This is a genomic window from Nocardia arizonensis, from assembly GCF_001310275.1.
Lineage (GTDB): Bacteria > Actinomycetota > Actinomycetes > Mycobacteriales > Mycobacteriaceae > Nocardia > Nocardia arizonensis.
In genome coordinates, this window is sequence record NZ_LGYZ01000111.1 from 1 (window position 1) to 22,138 (window position 22,138).

At 67.3% G+C, this 22,138-nt stretch carries 23 protein-coding genes; 3 read left to right on the forward strand and 20 right to left on the reverse strand.

Features of this window, described 5'->3' with window-relative positions:
* Positions 1-168: 168 nt before the first annotated feature.
* A complete protein-coding gene (gene murA / locus APZ21_RS25885; protein ID WP_174553660.1) occupies positions 169-1,449 on the reverse strand; it encodes a UDP-N-acetylglucosamine 1-carboxyvinyltransferase in 1,281 nt (426 codons plus the stop codon).
* A 314-nt stretch (positions 1,450-1,763) separates the two neighbouring features.
* Between murA and APZ21_RS25890 the strand changes: the two genes are divergently transcribed.
* The 3 genes from APZ21_RS25890 (at position 1,764) to APZ21_RS25900 (ending at position 4,242) form a co-directional block, all read left to right on the forward strand.
* Positions 1,764-2,945, forward strand: a complete 1,182-nt coding sequence (locus APZ21_RS25890; protein WP_054815894.1) for a globin domain-containing protein — start codon at positions 1,764-1,766, stop codon at positions 2,943-2,945.
* Positions 2,936-3,709 (forward strand): DivIVA domain-containing protein, encoded by a 774-nt coding sequence (locus APZ21_RS25895; protein WP_054815895.1) that lies wholly within the window; start codon positions 2,936-2,938, stop codon positions 3,707-3,709. Before APZ21_RS25890 ends, APZ21_RS25895 begins: the two co-directional genes overlap by 10 nt.
* Positions 3,710-3,873: 164 nt before the next feature.
* The gene (locus tag APZ21_RS25900; protein WP_054815896.1) at positions 3,874-4,242 is read left to right on the forward strand and encodes a group I truncated hemoglobin; all 369 of its coding nucleotides are present in this window, start codon (positions 3,874-3,876) and stop codon (positions 4,240-4,242) included.
* On the opposite strand, the gene APZ21_RS25905 is transcribed toward APZ21_RS25900, so the two are convergent.
* The 19 genes from APZ21_RS25905 to thrB form a co-directional block, all read right to left on the reverse strand.
* Entirely contained in the window at positions 4,239-4,826 is a 588-nt protein-coding gene (locus APZ21_RS25905) for a cob(I)yrinic acid a,c-diamide adenosyltransferase (RefSeq protein WP_054815897.1), read from the reverse strand. The two genes, APZ21_RS25900 and APZ21_RS25905, sit on opposite strands and share 4 nt — an antisense overlap.
* 80 nt (positions 4,827-4,906) lie before the next feature.
* Complete coding sequence (locus APZ21_RS25910; protein ID WP_054815898.1) at positions 4,907-5,329, reverse strand: DUF2550 domain-containing protein; 423 nt, start codon at positions 5,327-5,329, stop codon at positions 4,907-4,909.
* A 199-nt stretch (positions 5,330-5,528) separates the two neighbouring features.
* Positions 5,529-5,906 (reverse strand): F0F1 ATP synthase subunit epsilon, encoded by a 378-nt coding sequence (locus APZ21_RS25915; protein WP_054815899.1) that lies wholly within the window; start codon positions 5,904-5,906, stop codon positions 5,529-5,531.
* 6 nt (positions 5,907-5,912) lie between these two features.
* Positions 5,913-7,361: a F0F1 ATP synthase subunit beta gene (gene atpD, locus APZ21_RS25920; protein WP_054815900.1), complete on the reverse strand. Its 1,449-nt coding sequence runs from the start codon at positions 7,359-7,361 to the stop codon at positions 5,913-5,915.
* Positions 7,362-7,437: 76 nt separating this feature from the next.
* Positions 7,438-8,406, reverse strand: a complete 969-nt coding sequence (locus APZ21_RS25925) for a F0F1 ATP synthase subunit gamma (protein WP_054815901.1) — start codon at positions 8,404-8,406, stop codon at positions 7,438-7,440.
* 50 nt (positions 8,407-8,456) lie between these two features.
* Positions 8,457-10,094: a F0F1 ATP synthase subunit alpha gene (gene atpA / locus APZ21_RS25930; protein WP_054815902.1), complete on the reverse strand. Its 1,638-nt coding sequence runs from the start codon at positions 10,092-10,094 to the stop codon at positions 8,457-8,459.
* Between the two features lie 55 nt (positions 10,095-10,149).
* Positions 10,150-10,959 carry a F0F1 ATP synthase subunit delta gene (locus APZ21_RS25935; RefSeq protein ID WP_054815903.1) on the reverse strand — a complete coding sequence of 270 codons (810 nt, stop codon included), beginning with the start codon at positions 10,957-10,959 and terminating at the stop codon, positions 10,150-10,152.
* A 97-nt stretch (positions 10,960-11,056) separates the two neighbouring features.
* Entirely contained in the window at positions 11,057-11,617 is a 561-nt protein-coding gene (locus APZ21_RS25940) for a F0F1 ATP synthase subunit B (RefSeq protein ID WP_054815904.1), read from the reverse strand.
* Positions 11,618-11,622: 5 nt separating this feature from the next.
* Positions 11,623-11,871, reverse strand: coding sequence for an ATP synthase F0 subunit C (locus APZ21_RS25945; protein ID WP_040704792.1), 249 nt, complete (start codon positions 11,869-11,871; stop codon positions 11,623-11,625).
* Between the two features lie 78 nt (positions 11,872-11,949).
* Positions 11,950-12,798, reverse strand: coding sequence for a F0F1 ATP synthase subunit A (gene atpB, locus APZ21_RS25950; protein WP_174553659.1), 849 nt, complete (start codon positions 12,796-12,798; stop codon positions 11,950-11,952).
* Between the two features lie 241 nt (positions 12,799-13,039).
* The gene (locus APZ21_RS25955; protein WP_054815905.1) at positions 13,040-13,498 is read right to left on the reverse strand and encodes a Cg1360 family ATP-synthase-associated protein; all 459 of its coding nucleotides are present in this window, start codon (positions 13,496-13,498) and stop codon (positions 13,040-13,042) included.
* A gap of 11 nt (positions 13,499-13,509) precedes the next feature.
* On the reverse strand, positions 13,510-14,670 hold the full coding sequence (locus tag APZ21_RS25960) for a glycosyltransferase family 4 protein (protein WP_054815906.1): 1,161 nt from the start codon (positions 14,668-14,670) through the stop codon (positions 13,510-13,512).
* Positions 14,671-14,686: 16 nt separating this feature from the next.
* Complete coding sequence (locus tag APZ21_RS34410) at positions 14,687-14,842, reverse strand: hypothetical protein (protein ID WP_156371335.1); 156 nt, start codon at positions 14,840-14,842, stop codon at positions 14,687-14,689.
* A 51-nt stretch (positions 14,843-14,893) separates the two neighbouring features.
* Entirely contained in the window at positions 14,894-15,559 is a 666-nt protein-coding gene (locus APZ21_RS25965; RefSeq protein ID WP_054815907.1) for an L-threonylcarbamoyladenylate synthase, read from the reverse strand.
* 123 nt (positions 15,560-15,682) lie between these two features.
* Positions 15,683-16,564: a peptide chain release factor N(5)-glutamine methyltransferase gene (gene prmC / locus APZ21_RS25970; protein ID WP_054815915.1), complete on the reverse strand. Its 882-nt coding sequence runs from the start codon at positions 16,562-16,564 to the stop codon at positions 15,683-15,685.
* A 118-nt stretch (positions 16,565-16,682) separates the two neighbouring features.
* A complete protein-coding gene (gene prfA / locus APZ21_RS25975; protein WP_054815916.1) occupies positions 16,683-17,753 on the reverse strand; it encodes a peptide chain release factor 1 in 1,071 nt (356 codons plus the stop codon).
* A gap of 125 nt (positions 17,754-17,878) precedes the next feature.
* Positions 17,879-18,109 (reverse strand): 50S ribosomal protein L31, encoded by a 231-nt coding sequence (rpmE, locus tag APZ21_RS25980; protein WP_039796334.1) that lies wholly within the window; start codon positions 18,107-18,109, stop codon positions 17,879-17,881.
* Positions 18,110-18,745: 636 nt separating this feature from the next.
* A complete protein-coding gene (gene rho / locus APZ21_RS25985) occupies positions 18,746-20,848 on the reverse strand; it encodes a transcription termination factor Rho (RefSeq protein WP_054815908.1) in 2,103 nt (700 codons plus the stop codon).
* A gap of 308 nt (positions 20,849-21,156) precedes the next feature.
* Entirely contained in the window at positions 21,157-22,125 is a 969-nt protein-coding gene (thrB, locus tag APZ21_RS25990; RefSeq protein ID WP_054815917.1) for a homoserine kinase, read from the reverse strand.
* Positions 22,126-22,138: the final 13 nt, after the last annotated feature.

Genomic DNA, 22,138 nt, shown 5'->3' on the forward strand with positions numbered 1-22,138 from the left:
GCCCCTCCAACGTTACCGTTGGCCGCTCTCAGCGTGACCGCCGAGGCCGGGGTTGGTGTCCGTGTCGCTCTGACTTGAACAAAGTTACGTGTCGTCGTGCATGATGTCAAATCGCCTGGTCAGGAATGGTTTTCGCCGATGTGGCTTCGCCGTAACCTCGCGGCAAGATCAATCCGAGACGCCGACGCGCTCGACCTGACCGCCCAACGACTGCAACTGCGCCACGAAATTCGGATAGCCGCGGTCGATATGGAAGACATCGTGCACTTCGGTCGTGCCGTCGGCCACCAGACCCGCGAGGACCAGGCCCGCACCCGCGCGGATATCGGAGGACCACACCGGCGCGCTCGACAACCGCGGTATTCCGCGCACCACCGCGTGGTGACCGTCGGTGCGGGCGTCGGCGCCGAGGCGAATCATCTCCTCCACGAACCGGAATCGGGCCTCGAAGATGTTCTCGGTGATCATCGACGTGCCGTCGGCGATCGCGGCGAGGCCGATGGCCATCGGTTGAAGGTCGGTCGGGAAGCCGGGAAAGGGCAGCGTCGAGAAGTTCACCGCGCGCGGGCGGTCGGGCTGAATCACCCGGAAACCGTCGACCTCGAAGGAGATGCGCGCGCCCGCGGACCGGAGCTTGTCCAATACCAGTGACAGATGCTTCGGATTGACCCCGCCGACCTTGACGTCGCCCTGGGTCATCGCCGCAGCGATCCCCCAGGTCGCCGCGACGATGCGATCGCCGATGACTCGGTGGTCGGTCGGCCGGAGCCGCTCAACGCCCTGGATGGTCAGCACCGAGGTGCCCGCGCCGCCGATGCGGGCACCCATCCTTATCAGCATGTTGCACAGGTCGACGATGTCGGGTTCGCGCGCGGCGTTGTCGATGACGGTCTCCCCTTCGGCCAGTACCGCGGCCATGAGGATGTTCTCGGTCGCGCCGACCGACGGGAAGTCGAGGCGGATGCGCGCGCCCTGCAATTCGTCGGCCCGCGCGACCACACAGCCGTGTTCGATCTCGCTGGTCGCGCCGAGCAGCCGCAAGCCTGCCTGGTGCATGTCGAGCGGGCGCGAACCGATCGCGTCGCCGCCGGGCAGCGCGACCACGGCGCGTTTGCACCGCGCCATGAGCGGGCCGAGGACGCAGACCGAGGCGCGGAACTGGGTGACGGCGGGGAAATCGGCGTGATACTTCGGTTCGGCGGGGGTGTTGATGGTGACCACGGAGCGGTCGCCGGGTGCGTCGTCGGTGATCGTCACCTCGCATCCGAGGCCGCGCAGCACTTCGGCCATGAGCGGCACGTCGAGGATGTCGGGGCAGTTGGTGATGCGCGAGGTCCCCTCGGCCAATAGGGCGGCAGCCATCAGCTTGAGGACGCTGTTCTTCGCGCCTCCCACCGTGACTTCGCCGACGAGCCTGTTGCCCCCGGTGACCAGAAACCGTTCGCTCACACCGGCTAGCTTATCCATCGCCCAGGCGACGCATGCGCGTGTACGCGATCCCGATACCGGACCGACCGCTCTGTTGCGCGATTCATCCCGAAGTACTCGGTCTGCAAGCTCGCCGGTTCTGCTCTAGGCTACCGGCCAGTCAGTGGACTCGTGCCCGACATACGGGGAGTCATGGCGGCGTCGTCGTTGGCTCCGATGTCCGGGCGAGTGTGAAACAACAACCGACATCACAGGATTGGGACGTTTTGTCGACTACCCGAAATCCGAACGCGGCCACCCGACCCGACGAGAGCCGGACGGCCTGCTGAAGCAATATGGATATCCCCGCACTCCAGGCCAGTTGGCGCGACGTCGAGGAAGTCGGCGACGAAGCGGTGCTGTACTTCTACTCACACCTGTTCACGGCCCACCCCGAGGTGCGCGCCATGTTCCCGATCTCGATGGCCACCCAGCGCGGGAGGTTCTTCGCCGCGCTCGGGCGCATCGTGAGCAGCGTCGACCGCATCGGCTCCGACCCGAGTTTCGTCCAACAGCTCGGCCGCGACCATCGCAAGTTCGAGGTCGTGGCCGATCACTATCCGGCGGCGGGCGCCTCACTGCTGGCCACCCTGCAATATTTCCTCGGGGCCGCGTGGACCGAGACGCTGGCCGCGGACTGGGCCGAGGCGTACGGCGTGGTGGCCAAGATCATGCTGCTCGCGGCCGAGGAGAACGAAATGGACGCCCCAGCGTGGTGGGAGGCCGAGGTTGTCGGTACCGACCGGCGCAGCATCGATGTCGCCGTGGTGCGCCTGCGTCCGACACGACCATACGAGTACACCCCCGGGCAGTCCTTCGCCGTCGAGATACCGCAGCGCCCCAAACTGTGGCGCTACTACAGTCCGGCCAACGCGCCGCGGGCCGACGGCACGATCGACCTGCACGTTCAGATCGTCGCGGGCGGACAGGTCAGTACGCCGCTCGCCCGGCAGGTCGCGGCCGGTGAGACCGTGCGCATGGGCGCGCCGATCGGCACCGCGCTGACGGTGGCCGACCAATTCCGCGGCGACCTGCTCATGGTCGCCGGCGGCACCGGACTCGCGCCCATGACGGCGGTGGTCGAACAGCTCGACGCCGAATGGCGCGCCACCGGCGCGAACGCGAATGTGCACCTCTTCCACGGGGTACGGACGCAGTGGAACCTCTACGAGCACGGCTTCCTGACAGAGATGGCCGAGACCAGACCGTGGTTCCGCTACACCCCGGTCGTCTCCGAGGAACCGACCTTCCGCGGCGCCACCGGGCCGGTCGGCGCGGTCGCCGCGCGCGCGGGCGACTGGCGGGGGTATACCGCGCTGGTCTGCGGGTCGGTCGCGATGGTCGAGCACACCAGGGACGAACTGACCGGCGCCGGTCTGGCGCATACGGCGATCCGATTCGAGAACTTCGACCCGTCGGGCGCGGCGGACGCCGCGCCCCCGGCGGATACCGGACATGAGGTACCCACATGGCGCTGAAACCGCGAGATGTCGAGAAACTCCAGTTCAAGAGATCGGCCCTGGGCCGGCGCGGCTACGACGAGAGTGAGGTCGAGGAATTCCGCGAACGCGTGGCCCGCGAGCTGACCCGGCTGAACACCACCAACAAGCGCCTGACCCAACAGGTCGAATACGGCGGGCAGCGCTCCCTGTTGGCCGATAACGACTATCTGGCCACCCGGGTCGCCGATCTCGAGCGCATGCTCGCGCTGCACAAGGCGGCGCCGGTGAGCACGGTGACCGTGGAGTCGCTGCGCGCGGAGGTCGATTCGCTGCGGCGAGAGAACGCGCAGCTGCGCGAGGAGACGCAGACCGATCTGCTCGGCGTGAGCGTGCGCGCGGTCAATATGCTCAGCCAAGCCCAGATCTCGGCCGAGACGACGGTGGCCGAGGCCGAGCGCTACGCCAGGGAACTGGTCGCGGCGGCGCGCGAACAGTACGCCGATATCCTGCGCCAGGCCCAGGAGTCGGCCGCGCACGCGGCCGACGGCATCGGCGCGCTCACCGGTGTACCCAAGGGCACGCCCGACCCGGTGCCCGCGGAGATCGAATACATCCGCACCTACGCCCAGATCGCGCAGAAGCAGATGCACACCATCGTCGAGGCGCTGTTCACCGAGATCGACAGATTGGGTCGGCCGCCCGAGCCCGCGCCGTCGGAGAGCGATCCCGAGCCCGCGGCGGGCGCGCTGTCGATGTGGACTCCGCCGCAATTGGCTCCCCCGGAGCGTCCCGGTCCGTAGGGAGTCCGCCGCCCGACCGTGCGCGGCGGTCCACCTTCCTCGATCTGCGAACTCAAATGTGTTGCGCTACCGTGGTTTTCGATCCGTAGACCACATGGATCACAAACGGTACCGATAAGTCGCCACATTCTGTGGTGCGCGTACGAACCCGCGAGGAGACTTCAATGTCGAATTCCATCTACGAGCAGATCGGCGGCGCCGAGGCGGTCGAGACCGTCGTCGACGACTTCTACGTCCGTGTCCTGGCCGACCCGGAACTCACCGGATTCTTCACCGGCGTGAACATGTCGCGGCTGAAGGGTCTGCAAACCGAATTCTTTTGCGCCGCGCTCGGCGGACCGCAGAACTACAGTGGCGCGCCCATGCGCGATGTGCACCAGGGTCGCGGCATCAAACAGGACCACTTCGATCTGGTCGCCGGTCACCTGATCGCGGCGCTGACCGCCGCGGGCGTGCCCGGTGACCTCGTCGACGAGATCATCGCGGCGATCGCGCCGCTGTCGGGCGAGATCGTCAGCGCGAACGCGCGCTAGTCGGCCGAGGCGGTTCCGCCGCCGCCGGGCTGCCAGAGGACGTCGCCATCGGGGTTGGTGACGCGACTCAGGATGAACAGCAGATCGGACAGGCGGTTGAGATATTTCGCCGGAAGGGCACCGGTGTCGTCGGGGTAGGCCGACACCGCGGCCCAGGCCGAACGTTCGGCCCGGCGCGCCACCGTCCGCGCGGTGTGCAGCAGAGCGGCCAGTGGGGTGCCGCCCGAGAGGATGAACGAATTCAGCGACGGCAGTTCGGCGTTGAATTCGTCACACCACCGCTCCAACCGATCGATGTAGTCCTGGGTTATGCGCAGCGGCGGATATTTCGGTTCGGCGACCACCGGCGTGGACAGATCGGCCCCGGCGTCGAACAGATCGTTCTGCACCTGGCGCAGCACCGCGAGCAGCTCGGGCTCGGGGGCGCCGAGCGCGATCGCCACACCGATCGCGGCATTGGTCTCGTCGCAGTCGGCATAGGCGACCAAACGGGGATCGTTCTTGGCGACCCGGGAGAAATCACTCAGTCCGGTGGTGCCGTCGTCACCGGTCCGGGTGTAGATCCGCGTCAGATGCACACTCATGCGGGGATCCGCCTTCCGCCTCGACTCGCCGCGTTACGCCACCGAGCCTAGCGGCGCGCCCACCTCAAACTCTGCGGACCCTACAGACCGGGCAGCCGCCGGGTACGATCCGATGGCCGCGACTCGACCCAGGACAGGAAGGCCGCGCGTGCGCCGCGATCCAAGGCCAGTTCGTAATTTCCGTTGGCGTCGGCGACCGCGGTCACAATGATCTCGTCGGTCATGATGTCGTATTCGTCGCCGACCGGTCCGCGACGATCACCGATCTCGATGCCGCGCCGCCTGATGGTGGAATCGGGACCGAGTTTGAGACTGGTGAGTTTGTAGAAGACGAGGCGATCCTCGTCGTAACGGATCAGGCCGTGTCGCCACCCCTGACCGCCCTCCGCGGGCAATACCCGCAGGATCGCCGCGGTGCCGCCGCGACGCAGCATGACCAGCCGATAGATCGATATCAGGGCGAGTGCGACCAGCACCGACACCAGAATGATCAGAATAACCATCCCGGTCTGCAATGCTGTGCGTCCTTTCACTCGACGGCCGTGCACGAAACTCTGCCGCTTACCCGCCCGTTAGGACATTCAAACACGAGGCCATATACGGCCCACGCGGCGGGGTTGAATATCGCGGGGCTGAATACCATTGTCGGCGGCGAAGATACCTTCGCCGCCGACAATGGGCTTGTTCACAACAAAGGCAGCCTCAGAGCTGCGCTGCCTGCTCGAAGGCGCGCACCTGAGCCTGCGCCACCTTCTGTTCTTCCTCGGTGGCGGCCGCATCGGCGAGCACCCTGCGCGCCGCGTCCACGTCGACCTCACCCGCGAATTCGGCGGATTCGGCCAGCACCCGGACGGAGTTGGCGGTCACCGAGAAGAAACCGCCGTGCACCGCGGCGACGATTCGCTCGCCGTCGACCGGCACGATATTCACGATGCCGCCCTCGACCAGCTGACCGAGCAGCGGTTCGTGCCCGGCCATGATGCCGATCTGGCCCTCGGTGGTCTGGGCGCTGACGAACGACGCCTGACCCGACCAGAGCCGCCGCTCGACCGCGACGAGATCAACTGACATATCGGCCATCGGTGACTACTTTCCGGCGATCTTCTTGGCGGCCGCCTCGACGTCGTCGAGACCACCGCAGGAGTTGAACGCCTGCTCCGGGAAGTGGTCGAATTCGCCCTTGCAGACCCGATCGAAATCATCGATGGTCTGCTCCAGCGGGACAACCGAGCCGACCTGGCCGGTGAACTTCTCGGCCACGATGAAGTTCTGGCCGAGGAACTTCTCGAGCCGCCGCGCGCGACCCACCAAGACCTTGTCCTCCTCGGAGAGCTCGTCCATGCCGAGGATGGCGATGATGTCCTGGAGTTCCTTGTACTTCTGCAGGATGCGCTTGACCTCGTTGGCCACCGCGAAGTGCCGATCGCCGACGATGGACGCCTCGAGGATGCGCGAGGTCGAGGTCAGCGGGTCGACGGCGGGGTAGATGCCCTTCTGCGAAATCGGGCGGGAGAGCTCGGTGGTCGCGTCCAGGTGGGCGAAGGTGGTCGCCGGGGCCGGGTCGGTGTAGTCGTCGGCGGGCACGTAGATGGCCTGCAGCGAGGTGATGGACCGACCGCGCGTCGAGGTGATGCGCTCCTGGAGCTCACCCATCTCGTCGGCCAGCGTCGGCTGGTAACCGACCGCCGATGGCATGCGGCCGAGCAGGGTCGAGACCTCGGAACCGGCCTGGGTGAAGCGGAAGATGTTGTCGATGAACAGCAGCACGTCCTGGTGCTGCACGTCGCGGAAGTACTCGGCCATCGTCAGCGCGGACAGGGCCACCCTCATGCGGGTGCCCGGCGGCTCGTCCATCTGACCGAAGACGAGGGCGGTGTCCTGGAGGACGCCCATATCCTCCATCTCCAGGTGCAGGTCGGTGCCCTCACGGGTGCGCTCACCGACGCCCGCGAAGACCGAGGTGCCGGAGAACTCACGCGCGATACGGGTGATCATCTCCTGGATCAGAACGGTCTTGCCGACACCGGCGCCACCGAACAGGCCGATCTTGCCGCCCTTCACGTAGGGGGTCAGCAGGTCGATGACCTTGATGCCGGTCTCGAGCAGTTCGGTCTTGCCCTCGAGCTGGTCGAAGCTCGGCGGCTTGCGGTGGATGCCCCACTGCTCGCCGTCGCGGCCGAGGCCCGGGGTGTCGAGGCAGTCGCCGAGCGCGTTGAAGACGTGGCCCTTGACGACGTCGCCGACGGGAACCGAGATCGGCTTGCCCGTGTCGGTGACCGTGGCGCCGCGGACGAGGCCGTCGGTCGGCTGCATCGAGATGGTGCGCACGATGTTGTCGCCGAGGTGCTGGGCGACCTCGAGGGTCAGGGTCTTGGCGACCGAGGTCAGGGTGATCTCGGCGTGCAGAGCGTTGAACAGCTCGGGGATGGCTCCGCGCGGGAACTCGACGTCCACGACGGGGCCGATGACGCGGACGACGCGACCTGCGGCGGCGCCGGTCCGGCTCGTGTTGTCCTGTGTGACAGCTGCGGTCATTGGTGTTGGTTCTCTCCGTGTCTGGTTGCGGCCTGCGGGGCCTCGTGATTACGGCCCCGTGCTCAGGCCGCGGCGCTTAGTCGCGGTCCGAGCTCGACGCCAGCGCGTTGACGCCGCCGACGATTTCGCTGATTTCCTGCGTGATCTGGGCCTGACGCACCGAGTTCGCCTCGCGCTGGAGCACGCTCGCGAGTTCGTTCGCGTTGTCGGTGGCGGCCTTCATTGCGGTGCGCCGAGCTGCGGACTCGGATGCCGCTGCCTCGAGCAACGACGCGTAGATACGCGTGTTGACGTACTTCGGCAGCAAGGCCGCCAGCAGGACGTCGGCGTCGGGCTCGAATTCGTACTGCGCCGTGACCTGCGCCGTCGGCGAGTCGGACACGAAGTCCTCGCCGATGTCGAAACTCTCGTCGACGAAACTCACCTGGATCGGCGCCAACCGGCGGACCTCGGGGGTCTGGGTCAGCATCGAGACGAACCTGGTGTAGACGATGTGCAGTTCGTCCACGCCCGCCATCGTCGAGCCGCCGGGGGTCGGCACCTCGCCGTCGGAACCCGCCATGAAGCTGTCCACCAGGTGGTGGCATGCCTCGGAGGCGTCGGCGTACTTGGGCTGCTGGGAGAAGCCGGTCCACGAACCGACCAGCGGCCGGTTGCGGAAGGTGTAGTACGTCAGGCCCTTCTTGCCCATGACGTAGAGCACCGGCTCCTTGCCCTCGCCGCGCAAGGTGGTCATCAGCTCCTCGGCCCGCTTGAGCACATTGGAGTTGTAGCCACCGGCCATGCCGCTGTCGCTGGTGATGACCAGGACGGCGGCGCGGCGCGGATTCGACCGTTCGGTGAGCAGCGGGTGCGACAGATTCTGCGACGCACTCGCCAGTTCCGAGAGGACCTTGGTGATCTCCTCCGCGTACGGCTTAGCCGCCGCGACTCTGGCCTGAGCCTTGGAGATCCGCGAGGTCGCGATCAGCTCCTGGGCCTTGGTGATCTTCTTGATCGAGTTCACACCACGAATGCGGGAGCGCAATTCACGCAAGCTGGCCACGGTTGCCCCTCCCTTCGTGCGCAAGAATCATTCGCATCGGTGATCCGCGCTTACTTCTCGACGTGCTTGCGAGTGACCGACAGCGACTCGACCTCTTCGTGGTCCAGTTCGCCCGCGGCCGCCTCGTTCACCACACGGCTGCCGTCGGAGGCGAGGAAGCCCTGCTTGAACTTGTCGGTGGCGGACTTGATGGCCGCGGCCGCGTCACCGTCGAGCACCTTGCCGCCCTCGATGGCGGCGAATGCCTCCGGCGCGGTGCGGTGCAGATCCTCGAGCAGTTCGACATTGAAGCGGCGGATGTCGCCGACCGGGACCGAGTCGTAGTAGCCGCCGTCGACCAGGAAGATCGACACGATCTGATCCTCAACCGGAACCGGCGAGTACTGATCCTGCTTGAGCAGCTCGACCCAGCGGGCACCGCGCTCGAGCTGGGCCAGCGAGGCCGCGTCGAGGTCGGAGGCGAAGGCGGAGAACGCCTCGAGCTCGCGGAACTGGGCCATTTCCAGACGCAGCGAACCTGCGACCTTCTTCATGCCCTTGGTCTGGGCGGCGCCACCGACGCGGGAGACCGAGGTACCGACGTTGATCGCCGGGCGGACGCCCTTGTTGAACAGGTCGGATTCGAGGAAGACCTGGCCGTCGGTGATGGAGATGACGTTGGTCGGAATGAAGGCCGAGATGTCGTTGGCCTTGGTCTCGATGATCGGCAGACCGGTCATCGAACCCGCGCCCATGGCGTCGGAGAGCTTGGCGCAGCGTTCCAGCAGACGCGAGTGCAGGTAGAAGACGTCACCCGGGTATGCCTCACGGCCCGGCGGACGGCGCAGCAGCAGCGAGATGGCGCGGTATGCCTCGGCCTGCTTGGTCAGGTCGTCGAACACGATGAGCACATGCTTGCCCTGGTACATCCAGTGCTGGCCGATGGCCGAACCGGTGTAGGGGGCCAGCCACTTGAAGCCGGCGGAGTCAGAGGCGGGGGCCGCGACGATGGTGGTGTACTCCATCGCGCCGTGCTCCTCGAGCGCGGACTTCACGCCCGCGATGGTGGAGCCCTTCTGGCCGATCGCGACGTAGATGCAGCGCACCTGCTTCTTGGGGTCGCCCGATTCCCAGTTCGCCTTCTGCGCCAGGATCGCGTCGATGGTGACCGCGGTCTTGCCGGTCTTGCGGTCGCCGATGATCAGCTGACGCTGGCCGCGGCCGATGGCGGTCAGCGCGTCGATGGCGGTGATGCCGGTGGCCAACGGCTCTTCGACCGGCTGGCGCTCCAGCACGGTCGCGGCCTGCAACTCGAGGACGCGCTGCTCTTCGGCCTCGATCTCGCCGAGTCCGTCGATGGGCTGGCCGAGCGGGTTGACCACGCGACCGAGGAACTTGTCGCCGACGGGTACCGAGAGCACGTCACCGGTGCGGCGGACCTGCTGGCCCTCTTCGATTTCGGCGAACTCGCCGAGGACGACCGCACCGATCTCGCGATCCTCGAGGTTCAGCGCCACGCCGAGCACGCCGCCCGGGAATTCGAGCAGCTCGTTGGCCATCGCCGAGGGCAGGCCGGAGACGTGCGCGATGCCGTCGCTGGTGTCGGTGACCACACCGATTTCTTCGATGGAGGTCTCGGGTGTGTAGCTCTGGGTGTAGCTCTCGATCGCGCTACGGATCTCGTCGGAGGAGATCGTCAGCTCCGCCATGTTCTTCCTGCTCTCGCTGTGTGGGTCTCGAATGTCGGGGGTGGTGCGGACGCGTCTAGGCCAGCTCGCGTCGCAGCCGCTCCAGTCGGCCGATGGCGCTGCCGTCGATGACGTCGTCGCCGACGCGCACGACCAGGCCGCTCAGCAGACTCGGGTCGACCTGGACGTGCACCGTGACCTGCCTGCCGTAGATGCGCGCCAGGGACGCGGCGAGCCGGTCGCGTTGCTGCTCGGTCAGCGCGACGGCCGCCCGCACGTGCGCGACGATCTGCTCACGACGGCCCGCGGCCAGGTCGGACAGTTCGTCGAAGGCATCGCCGATGCTGCCGAGCCGTCGCGTCACCACCTGTTCGGCCAGGGTGAGCGTGATGGGCTCGACCTTGCCGGTGAGCAGTCGCGCGACGAGTTCGCGCTTGGCCACCGCGGGCCGCGCGCGATCGGAGAGCGCCTGCTCCAGATCCGGGTTGTCGCCGACGATCCGGCCGAGCCGGAACAACTCGTCCTCGACCGCGTCGAGCCTGCCGCTGTCGGAGGCCGACTCCAGCAGGGCTTCTTGGCCGAGCAGCACCAGGGTGTCGACCAGGTCCGCGGTACGGGACCAGTCCTGCGCCACCGCGGTGGTCAGCACCGCGAGGGTGGCCGCGCTGACCTTGCCGCCGAAGACCCGCTCACTCAGCTCGGCGCGCACCGAGCCGGGCACCGACACGTCCGCGAGCGCAACACGCAGCGAACGCTGGTCGTCCAGCACGGCGACAACGGCGAACAGTTCCGAGCCCGTCGCGGCGGCAACACTGTCGCTTCCGGTCAGAGCGGCCCGAAGCGCCTCCCTGGACCGGGCGCTTGCCTCGCGGCTCGCTGCGTACATGCTTCTCACTTTCACTGTGTTGGATTCTGCCCGTGCGCGGCGGCCCGCGTGGTCACGCTTCGCTTCCGCCTTCGGCCGCTGACCCACCCGGGCATGGTTACCTTCCGACCCCGATGCCCGCGTCGGTGTCGTCGAGTTCGGAGAGGAACCGCTCGATCGACGCCGCCTGCTTGGCGTCGTCCGAAACCGACTGCCCGATGATCTTCTCGGCCAGGTCGACAGCGGTACGGCCGACCTCGGAGCGCAGTTCGGTCAGGATCTGCTGGCGCTGGGCTTCCAGCTGGCTGTGGCCTGCGGCCACGATGCGATCGGCCTCGGCCTGGGCGTCCGCGCGCATCTGCGCGAGGATCTGCTGTCCCTGGGTGCGGGCATCCTCGCGGATGCGCGCGGCCTCGAGGCGGGCGTCGGCCAGCTGCTGCTGGTACTGCTGCAACGTGACCTGGGCCTGCTCCTGGGCGGCCTCGGCGCGGGCGATGCCGCCCTCGATCTTGTCGGCACGCTCGTCCAGCGTCTTCATCAGACGCGGGATCACGTACTTGTAGAACAGCACCGCGATGATCGCGACGCAGACCACGGACCAGACGATGTCGTACGTCTCGGGGATAAGGGGATTCACATCCCCTCCCTCCGACGCGGCGAGCACGGTGAACTCGTACATCGGAATCAGAAAATGAAGCCGGCGACGAGGCCGATCAGCGCCAGAGCCTCGGTGAACGCGATACCGAGGAACATGTTGGTGCGGATCGTGCCCTGGAGCTCGGGCTGACGGGCGATACCCTCGATGGCCTTGCCGACCACGATGCCGACGCCGATGCCGGGGCCGATGGCGGCCAGACCGTAGCCGATGGCGCCGAAGCCCTTGAACGTCGATTCGGAGGTGGCGGCTTCCTGGGCCAGGTACGCGAGGCTCATGAGTCTTCCATTCCCTTTCTGTTGCTCACCGGCCGGTCGGCGCGGTGTAGCAGATTTGGCGTTTGTTGTGCGGTCAGGTCAGTGGTCGTCGGCGTGCTGTGCGAGTCCGATGTACACGGCTGTCAGCAGAGCGAACACGTACGCCTGCAGGAAGATGACCAATATCTCGAACAGCGTGAAGCCGAGTCCGGCCAGCAGCGAGAACGGCGAGAACACCTTCATCCAGGACGCGGCGTCAAACAGGAAGAACCAGGTCGCGCTGAAGAACAGCACCAGCATGATGTGGCCGGCGAGCATGTTCGCCATGAGTCGGACGGTCAGCGTGAACGGGCGCAGGATGAAGGTCGAGACGAACTCGATCGGGATCAGCAGCACATGCAGCGCGGGCGGCACATTCGGCACGACGATGCTGCTAAGCATGTACTTCCGCAATCCGTACTTCTTGATACCCACGTAGTTGAACGTGAGATACGCGATGACCGCCAGCACCAGCGGCATACCGATTCGGGCGTTCGACGAGATGTTCAAACCCGGAACGATGCCGGAGAAGTTCAGAAAGAGAACCGTGAAGAAGATGGTCGCGATCAGCGGGAAGAACTTGCGACCGCTTTCCTTACCGAGGACCTCGTCGCAGATCTGCTCCTTGACGAAGACCAGACCCGTCTCGGCCACATTCTGCAACCCGCGCGGAACGATCTTCGGAGACCTGAATGCCAGCAGCATGACAGCCACCAGAACCGCGGTCATCACAAGCCGAATCAGCATCAATCGATCGAGTTCGAACGGCGTTCCCTCGAACAGCACGGCTGGAGGGAAGAAGTCGGTAAGCGACGGCGCGTGGAACTCGGCCGCCAAAGTGGTGACGCTCAGCGTTCTCTCCCGTGTTCGGGCCGCGGGTACGTTCATTCCCGCGGTTCGATCGGACATTGACGATCAATTTGGGTCGACTCAGGTCGGCTCGAAATTCGTCAGCAGCTGCGCGGCAATCCGCCCGGGCGTCTGTACGGGTGTCGGCGACATTCGTCGACATGCAGAACCGGAACCCTCGGAGCCCGGCACGGCAGTAAGCATAGCGGTAGGGCGGAGGATCCGGTGATCCCCCCTCACTTGGTCGCTTGCTTACCAACACTTTACCAAGCTATCTACGACACTGTGTAGGGGGGTGAAGCTATTCGTGCCCGGAATCGGGGTCGGGGTCGCCCGCGGTACTGGTGACGTACGGAACCTTCTGCCGCAGAACGCCATACGTCTCGGCGCCGAGCACGATCAGCAGCGCCCCGATGACGGTAAGGAACAGCACCGCGCGGTCGTAGAAGGCGAACTGGTTCAGCACCCCGACCACGACCAACACCACCAGCACCTTGGCGACCCAGCTGACCAGCATGACCAGGCCCGCGGTGCTCGGCGGCAGCTTCGCGCCGAACAGGATCACCGCCGCCGTGGTGAGGATGAATCCGCCGCCGATCGCGGCGCCGAGCAGCGCTCCCCACAGGCCGGGCACCCCCGCGACGGCCGAGCCGATCGCGACCGAGGCCACGACCAGGACGGCCAGACCGGCCAAGCCGTAACGCAGTGCGGCGCGCAGCGGGGCGTCGGGGCCGGGAACCGGGGTCGGGGTGAGACTCACGAGGACCGACTTTACCCGGGAGCCTGCCGGTCCTCGCCGCGCTCCCTGTGCCGCATACCCGGAACCGCGGTTACCACGAGCGCGAAAACCAGTCCGCCGGCGACCAGCAGAACGACGAGTCGGCGGTCCATCAACGAGGTGCCGACGGCGCCGAATGCGAGCACGCCTACCCACAAATAGATGAGCAGAACGACCCGTCGGTGCGAATGTCCGATCTGGAGCAATCGATGATGCAAGTGCATTTTGTCGGGAGTAGAGAAACTCACCCCCGCGCGCACCCGGCGCACGATCGCCAGAACAAGATCGAGCACCGGAATGAACATCACCGCGCCGACGAGCAGCAGCGGCGACAGCAGACCCACGATGTCGCGTGGACCGAAACCCTGCAACGGAATCCGCCCCGACGCGCTGGTGGAGACCGCGGCCAGCACAAGGCCGATCAACATCGAACCGGAGTCGCCCATGAAAATTCGGGCCGGCTGGAAATTGTGCGGCAGAAATCCGAGGCACGCACCGGCCATCGCGGCCGCCAGCAAAGCAGGCGGATAGGTGTCCACCGATCCGCCCTGTTCGGTCATCAGACCTACGGCGAATACGAAAATCGCGGTCGCGCAGATCAACCCGAGACCCGCCGCGAGACCGTCCAGGCCGTCGACGAAGTTCATGGCGTTGACGAGCGTCACGGTGACCGCGACGGTCACCAGACCGCCCTGCAACGCGTCGAGGAACACGGTCGTATTGCTGAACGGGTTGTAGATGCTGTACCAGCTCAGGCCCATCGCGGCCATCACACCGGCCGCGGTGACCTGCCCCGCGAACTTGGTCAGGGCGTCCAGGCCCCAACGGTCGTCGACGATGCCGACCACCACGATGAGCGTGGCCGCGACCAGCACGGTGATGGGGATGTTCGGCGGTCCGTAGTCGAAGCCGCGGCGCAGGGCAGGCAGCTGGTGGGCGAACAGCACCGCCGCCGCGAAGCCGAGATAGATCCCGACACCGCCCATGCGGGGAATCGGTTTGACGTGCACATCGCGCTCGCGCGGCACCGCGACCGCGCCGAAGCCGATCGCGAACACCCGGATACCGCCGGTGGCGAGGAAGGTGACGACCGCGGAGATGAACAGGACGAGCAACAGTTCTCGGAGCGGAACCACCGCTCCCGACGAGATCATCAACGCGGACGCTCGGTCACTCGCTCCACCGCCATACGGCGCCGACGACGAAGGGGGACAGGGTATTCGAGGCCGGGCCGCGCGCGTCGTCGGCGCTCGCGACGACGGTGACGACTCCGGCCCGCGACACCCGGGCAGGGCGGGGACGGCGAACGTTGCGGAACATGCTCACGCGCCCATCTTCGCACTGGACCGAGGGCCGAAGGGCACCCGGGCCGATCGGCTAGCCGACACCGCCCGCGCCGAGTTCCTCCGGCGACATCCACAGGACCTCGGCGATCTGCTCGACCGGCACCGCACCCTCGCGCAGGACCCGCGGCTGATCCGAGGTGAGGTCGACAATGGTGGAGGCGACCGCCCGCTCGGCCGGACCGCCGTCGAGATAGACCCCGACCAGATCACCGAGTTGGTCGCGCGCCTCGGCCGCGGTCTTGGCGGGCGGCTGCCCCGAGACGTTGGCGCTGGACACCGCGAGCGGGCCGACCTCGGAGAGCAGTTCCAGCGCGACCGGATGCAGCGGCATGCGCAGCATGACCGTGCCGCGGGTGTCGCCCAGATCCCAGGCCAGCGAGGGAGCCTGCTGCACGACCAGGCTCAACCCACCCGGCCAGAACGCCTTGATCAGGTCGCGCGCCTGCGGGCGCACGGAGAAGACGAGGCCGTCGATGGTGTGCCACGATCCGACCAGCACGGGGACGGGCATATCGCGACCGCGGCGCTTGGCGGCGAGCAGGGAACTCACCGCGGCGGAGTCGAACGCGTCGGCGGCCAGGCCGTACAGCGTGTCGGTCGGCATCACGACCAGTCGACCGGATTTCAGTGCGCTGGTCGCGGCGCTCAATCCGGCGGCGCGCGCGTCGGGATCGGCGCAGTCGAAGACGGTGCTCACGGGCTACATCCTGTCACGGCGCGGGCGGGGCGCCGCATCCGCCGTATATCCGGGCCGACGGGGACCTTCGCCTTTGTGCCGCCGCACAGCGGCATCTCGCGATTTCGCCCCGCGCGGCCGGATTCAGCGCGACTCGGCTCGGGTCGCGGCCACGAAGCGCGGCTTACCCGCCAGGTCGGGATGTTCGACGATGTCGACGTACTCACCGTTCATATCCAGCAGCACGGCCAGCGCGGAGCCGTTGGAATCGTCGTGCTCGACGGCGACCGCGCCGCCCGGACGCAGCAGACGGGTCACGATCGGGATCATGCCGCGCACGACATCGAGGCCGTCCGGCCCGCCGAACAGCGCGCGGCGCGGATCGTGGTCGATGACCTCGGGATCGAGCGGGGTCCCCTCGGGAATATAGGGCGGATTGGCGACCACCACGTCGACGCGCCCGTTCAGGTCGGTGAGCAGCGCGGGATCGGTGGCGTCGTCGGCGTGCAGGACTATCGGGGTGTCACCGTCGGCGACGCGAGCGTCGGCGTTGCGCTTGGCCCACGCCAGCGCGTCGGCGTCGACCTCGACCGCGTGCACCTCGGCGTCGGGTCTGGCGTGTGCGATGGCAAGTGCCAGCGCACCGGAACCGGTGCACAGGTCGACCACGATCGGGCGGTGATCGTGCGGCAGGGTCTCCAGGAAGGCCAGCGCCCACGCGAAGAGCAGTTCGGTTTCCGGCCGCGGGACGAAGACGCCGGGCCCGACCGCGAGATCGATTTCCCCCATGGCCGCCACCCCGGTCAGATGTTGGAGCGGGATACGGCGTGCGCGACGCGCGACCAGTTCGCGATACCGCTCGAGCAGCGCGTGTTCGACCAAGGGCACCAGCGCCAATCGAGTGCGCTGCACGCCGAGCAGGTGGGCCGCGAGTTGTTCGGCGTCGTACCTCGGACTGTGTACCCCGGCTCGGTCCAGTACCTCGGTCGCCTCATTGATGGCGGGTCGCAGCGCGACACGTGTCATCGCCGACACCCCGTCTTCTACTCGCCTCGAATAGTTCGCCCGCCTGCGCGAGCTCACAGCCCACTGTGCCCGATGGACGCGGGACGCGCCGCGCACTTCCCGGAATACGCGACATCGATCACTCGGCGGCCATCCGCGCCTCGCGATCGGCCTTGGCCAACGCGTCGAGCACGGCGTCGAGGTCGCCGCCGAGGACGGTGTCCAGATTGTGGGCCTTGAAGCCGATGCGGTGATCGGCGATGCGATTCTCCGGGAAGTTGTAGGTGCGGATACGTTCGGAGCGGTCCACCGTGCGGATCTGACTCGCGCGTCCGGCCGCGGCCTCCTGATCGGCCTGTTCCTCGGCCAACGCCTGGAGCCGCGCCGCGAGCACCTGCATGGCGCGCGCCTTGTTCTGCAACTGCGAGCGCTCGTTCTGACAGGTCACCACGATGCCGGAGGGCAGATGCGTGATGCGGACCGCCGAGTCGGTGGTGTTGACGCCCTGACCGCCCTTGCCCGAGGACCGGTACACGTCGATGCGCAGGTCGGATTCATCGATCTGCACCTGCTCGACCTCGTCGGGTTCGGGGTAGACCAGCACACCGGCCGCCGAGGTGTGGATACGGCCCTGCGACTCGGTGACCGGAACCCGCTGGACACGGTGCACGCCGCCTTCGAACTTCAGCCGCGACCACACGCCGTCGCGGGTGGCGTCGCGGCTCTTGATCGAGATCGTCGCGTCCTTGTAGCCGCCGAGATCGGATTCGGTCACACCGAGGACCTCGACCTTCCAGCCGTGCCGTTCGGCGTAACGGATGTACATACGGGCCAGATCGGCGGCGAAGAGCGCCGATTCCTCGCCGCCCTCACCGGATTTCACCTCCAGCACGACATCGTCGCCGTCGTGCGGATCGCGCGGGGCGAGCAGATCGGCCAGCGACTGTTCGAGTTCGCCGATCCGTTCACGGAGTTCGGGGATCTCGGCGGCGAAACTCGCGTCGTCGGCGGCCAGTTCCTCGGCCGCGGCGAGATCCTCGCGCGCGGTGCGCAGTTTCGTGTAGGTGGCCATGATCGGGGCGAGTTCGGCGAATCGCTTGCCGACGCGGCGCGCCGCGCCCGGATCGTTGTGCAGTGTCGGATCGGCGAGCTGCGTCTCCAGACCCGCGTGCTCGGCCAGAATGTCATCGATCGCGGACGGCTGTGGCATCGCGGACGGGGACATGGTGTTGCTTCCTCTCGAGGGGTGTGGCGCCGCGTGGAACGCGAAACGACGCTGCCGTAGAACGCACCGACGCCCGGCCTGCTGTGCAGAACCGGGCGTCGGTGAGGAAGCTACTTGGCGTCGGCCTTCTTGCCGGCGCGCTTGCCGTAGCGGGCCTCGAAGCGGGCCACGCGACCACCGGTGTCGAGGATCTTCTGCTTGCCCGTGTAGAACGGGTGGCACTGCGAGCAGACCTCGACGGTGATGTGTCCCGACTCCTTGGTGCTGCGGGTCTGGAAAGTGTTGCCACAACCGCAGACGACGGTGGTGTCGACGTAGGTCGGGTGGATTCCTGCCTTCATGGGTGTCCTCTCGAGAATGGTCGCCGGGTCGCTCACGACGGTGAGCGTGAACCGGAACCGACTAGGCGGGATTGTCCGCGGGGACCGCAGACGCACGGCGATTCAGTATGCCAGAACCGTCGCCACCACCCAAAACGCCCCTCGGCGGGGTTTTGTTCCTGGCCGGCCGGGCCTCGGCCCGCAGGCGCCCGAGCGATCGACCGGAGAAGGGCGTGATGGGAGCGTAATCGAGTAGTGGACTACTCGATTACGCGAACAGATTTGTTCATAGAGTGGACGGATGATGCGCATCGGCGTGCCGGTAACCGAGAGGAATACACCGTGACCAGCCGAATCGCCACGGCGACCCTGACTGTTCTGCTCCTCGCGGTCCTGGTGGGCCTGATGGCACGACCGGAACCCAGCGCATCGACGTCCGCGGCCTACACCGAAACCGTCGCCGTCCTGCGGGACGAGCCCGCGCCGCCGGGCAGCGAGCTCACCTTCGCCGCCATCGTGTTCGGTTTCATGGTGGCGGGATCGGCCGCCATCGGGGCATTGTTCTTCGCACCCGTCCCCGCGCATCCGGCCCGACACCGCGCACCGGTCCTCCTGAAAGGAGGGCGGGGGCTCCGCCGTGACGGAACCCCCGCGATCTCACTCGTCCAGCGCACCCGGTGCGGTCTTGCTGACCTGCATCAGGAACTCCAGATTGTTCTTCGACTTCTTCAGGCGGTCGATCAGCAGGTCGATCGCCTGATGCGAATCCAGGCCCGACAGCACGCGACGCAACTTGTGCAGCACCGCCGCCTCGTCCGGGCTGAGCAGTAGCTCGTCCTTGCGGGTACCGGACGGGTTGACGTCCACCGCGGGGAACACCCGCCGCTCGGCGATCTTGCGATCGAGCTTGAGCTCGGCATTGCCGGTGCCCTTGAACTCTTCGAAGATCACCGTGTCGCCGGTCGACCCGGTCTCCACCATCGCGGTCGCGATGATCGTCAGCGAGCCGCCGTTCTCGATATTGCGCGCCGCGCCAAGGAACCGCTTGGGCGGGTACAGCGCCGTCGAGTCGACACCACCGGAGAGGATGCGTCCCGAGGCGGGCGAGGAGTTGTTGTACGCGCGGCCCAATCGGGTGATCGAGTCGAGCAGCACCACAACGTCTTTGCCCATCTCCACCAGGCGCTTGGCGCGCTCGATGGCGAGTTCGGCGACCGAGGTGTGATCCGACGGCGGACGGTCGAAGGTGGAGGCGATGACCTCACCCTTCACCGATCGCTGCATATCGGTGACCTCTTCGGGACGTTCGTCGACCAGCACCACCATGAGATAGCACTCGGGGTTGTTGATCGCGATCGCGTTCGCGATGTCCTGCATGATCGTGGTCTTACCGGCCTTCGGCGGCGACACGATCAGGGCGCGCTGGCCCTTACCGATCGGCATGATCAGGTCGATGACGCGAGTGGTCAGCTTGTTGGGCTGGGTCTCGAGGCGCAGACGCTGGTTCGGGTAGAGCGGGGTCAGCTTGCTGAACTCCGGCCGCCGCTTGGCCGCCTCGACATCACCGCCGTTGACGGTGTCGAGCCGCACCAGCGGATCGAACTTCTGCCGCTGACTGCCCTGCTCGCCGTCGCGCGGGGCGCGCACGGCTCCGGTGATCGCGTCACCGCGGCGCAGGCCGTTCTTGCGGACCAGATTCATCGAGACGTAGACGTCGTTCGGTCCGGCCAGGTAACCCGAGGTGCGCACGAAGGCGTAGTTGTCGAGCACGTCGAGAATGCCCGCGACCGGCTGGAGGACGTCGTCCTCGCGGATCTCGAGCTCACGAGCCTCACCGCCCGCGCCGCCGCCGTCGCGGTCACGACCACGACGGCGCTCGCGGAACCGGCGACCACGGCGACCGCGACCGCCTTCCTCGTCGTCACCGCCCCGGCCGGCCTCGGCACGCGCACCGTCACCGCGGGCCGCGCCGCTGCCGTTCTGGTTGTTGCGCTCACCCTGGCCGCGCTCACCCTGGCCGCGCTCACCCTGGCCGCGCTCACCCTGGCCACGCTCACTCTGGCCACGCTCACCCTGACCGCGCTCACCCTGACCGCGCTCACCCTGGTTGCGCTCGCGCCGACGCTCGCCCTGTTCGGCCTCCGCCTTGGGCTCCTCGCCGCGCGCTTCGGCCACCGCGGTCTCCGCGCCGGCGGAACGCACCTGGTCGCGGCCGCGACGCTGGCGACCGCGTCCGCGCTGGGCGGGCTCACGGGTCGACTCCTCGGCGGGGGCGGCGGCGTCACCGTCGTTCTGCGTCGAATCGGTTCGCGCGGAATCGGTTCGCGTCGACTTCGACGGCGCGGGGTCGGCCGCCTTCGGCGCCTCCTCCTTCGCCGGAGCTTCCTTCGCCGGGGCGGCGTTCTTCGCGGGCGCGGCCTGCTTGGCCTGCGGCGTCACGTCGAGGGTCGCCTGCTCGCCCTTCACCTGGCCTCGAGCCGACTCACCGCGGGCGGGCTTTTCCGCCTTCGCGGGCCTACCGGCCTGATTCTCCTTGATAGCGGCGATGAGATCGCCTTTGCGCATCCCGGAGGTCCCTCGGATACCGAGTTCCCCCGCGAGCGCGCGCAATTGCGGCAACAACATTCCAGTCAGCCCCGATCGTGCGACGTCGGTTTGTTCGCTCATCTTCGAAATCTGTCCGGAGTCACTATCGCGGCCGCCCGAGGTATTCGGGTCGGATTCCACCCCGGGGGTCGCGAGCAGGTCCGTATCTGTCACGGAAATCCTTTCCTTCCCTCGACTGCCGTGTGCTGATTCGAGGGTTCGTCCCGCAGTCCGGGCACCGTGCCGGACTCGGATGCCGTATATCACCTGCCCCGCCGGGCCGGCGGCTTCGCCACCGGACATGAATGGTGGGAGAGATCATTCCAGTTGCGCAGCTACGCAGCACCCCCATGGCCTGGAGGCTCGAGCCTGGAGCCTGCTGGAGCGATTGCCCTGATGAAGCACCGGCGTCTGATGCGCACGATGTACGGACTTGCCCAGGATAGCTGGCAACGGCAAGCCACGGCAAGGCGGACTCGCCGTCAGTCGACCCGGACGCCCTCGGCGAGTCCCGGTTCGACCACCCTGAGCCCGTCCGCCGCCGCGAGTTCATGCAGCTCCGCGGGAAAGGCGCTGGTCCCGAGGGCCAGTACGGTCGGACCCGCACCGGAGACGGTCGCGGCGATACCCGCGGCCCGCAGCCGGCCGATCCACGCCGTGGTCAGCGGCAGGGCGGGGGCGCGCTGGGCCTGGTGCAGTCTGTCGCAGGTCGCGGGCAGCAGCAGATCGGGTCGCCCGGTCAGTGCCACCACGGCCAGCGCCGCACGGCTGACGTTGAAGGCCGCGTCCGCATGTGTCACGGTCGCGGGCAGTAGACCGCGGGTGTGCGCGGTCGAGGAACGCACCTCGGGGATGAGCACGATCGGGTGCAACGCCGGATGCGGATCCACCCGAACCGCGCGGTAGACCCGCCCGAGCTCGGGAATCTCGGAAATCCCCTCGGCGCCCTCGCCCGTCACGGTGGCCGCGGTTTCGGTCCAGGACACCACGATTCCGCCGAGTACGCTGGCCGCGGCATTATCGGGATGACCCTCGAATTCCGAGGCCAGCTGCACGAGCCGATCAGCATCGACGGCCAGCGCGCTATCCAGTTTCGCCGCAAGACCACAGCCCGCGGCGAGTCCGCCCACCACGGCCGATGCCGAGGAGCCGAGGCCGCGCGAGTGCGGAATCACGTTGCGACACACCACATCGAGCCCGTCGGCCCACACCCCGACCGACTCCAGGCCGCGCTCGATCGCGCGCACCACCAGATGCGAAGGGCCCCACGGCACATCGTCGGCGCCTTCGCCCTCCACCCGGATGGTGAGACCGGAATCGGTGGTGCGCACCTCGATCTCGTCGTAGATGCCGAGCGCCATGCCGAGCGAATCGAAGCCGGGACCGAGGTTGGCCGTCGACGCGGGCACCCGCGCGGTCACCGACAGCCCGGGGGGCAGGGTCCGCGATATCAGCTGACTGTCG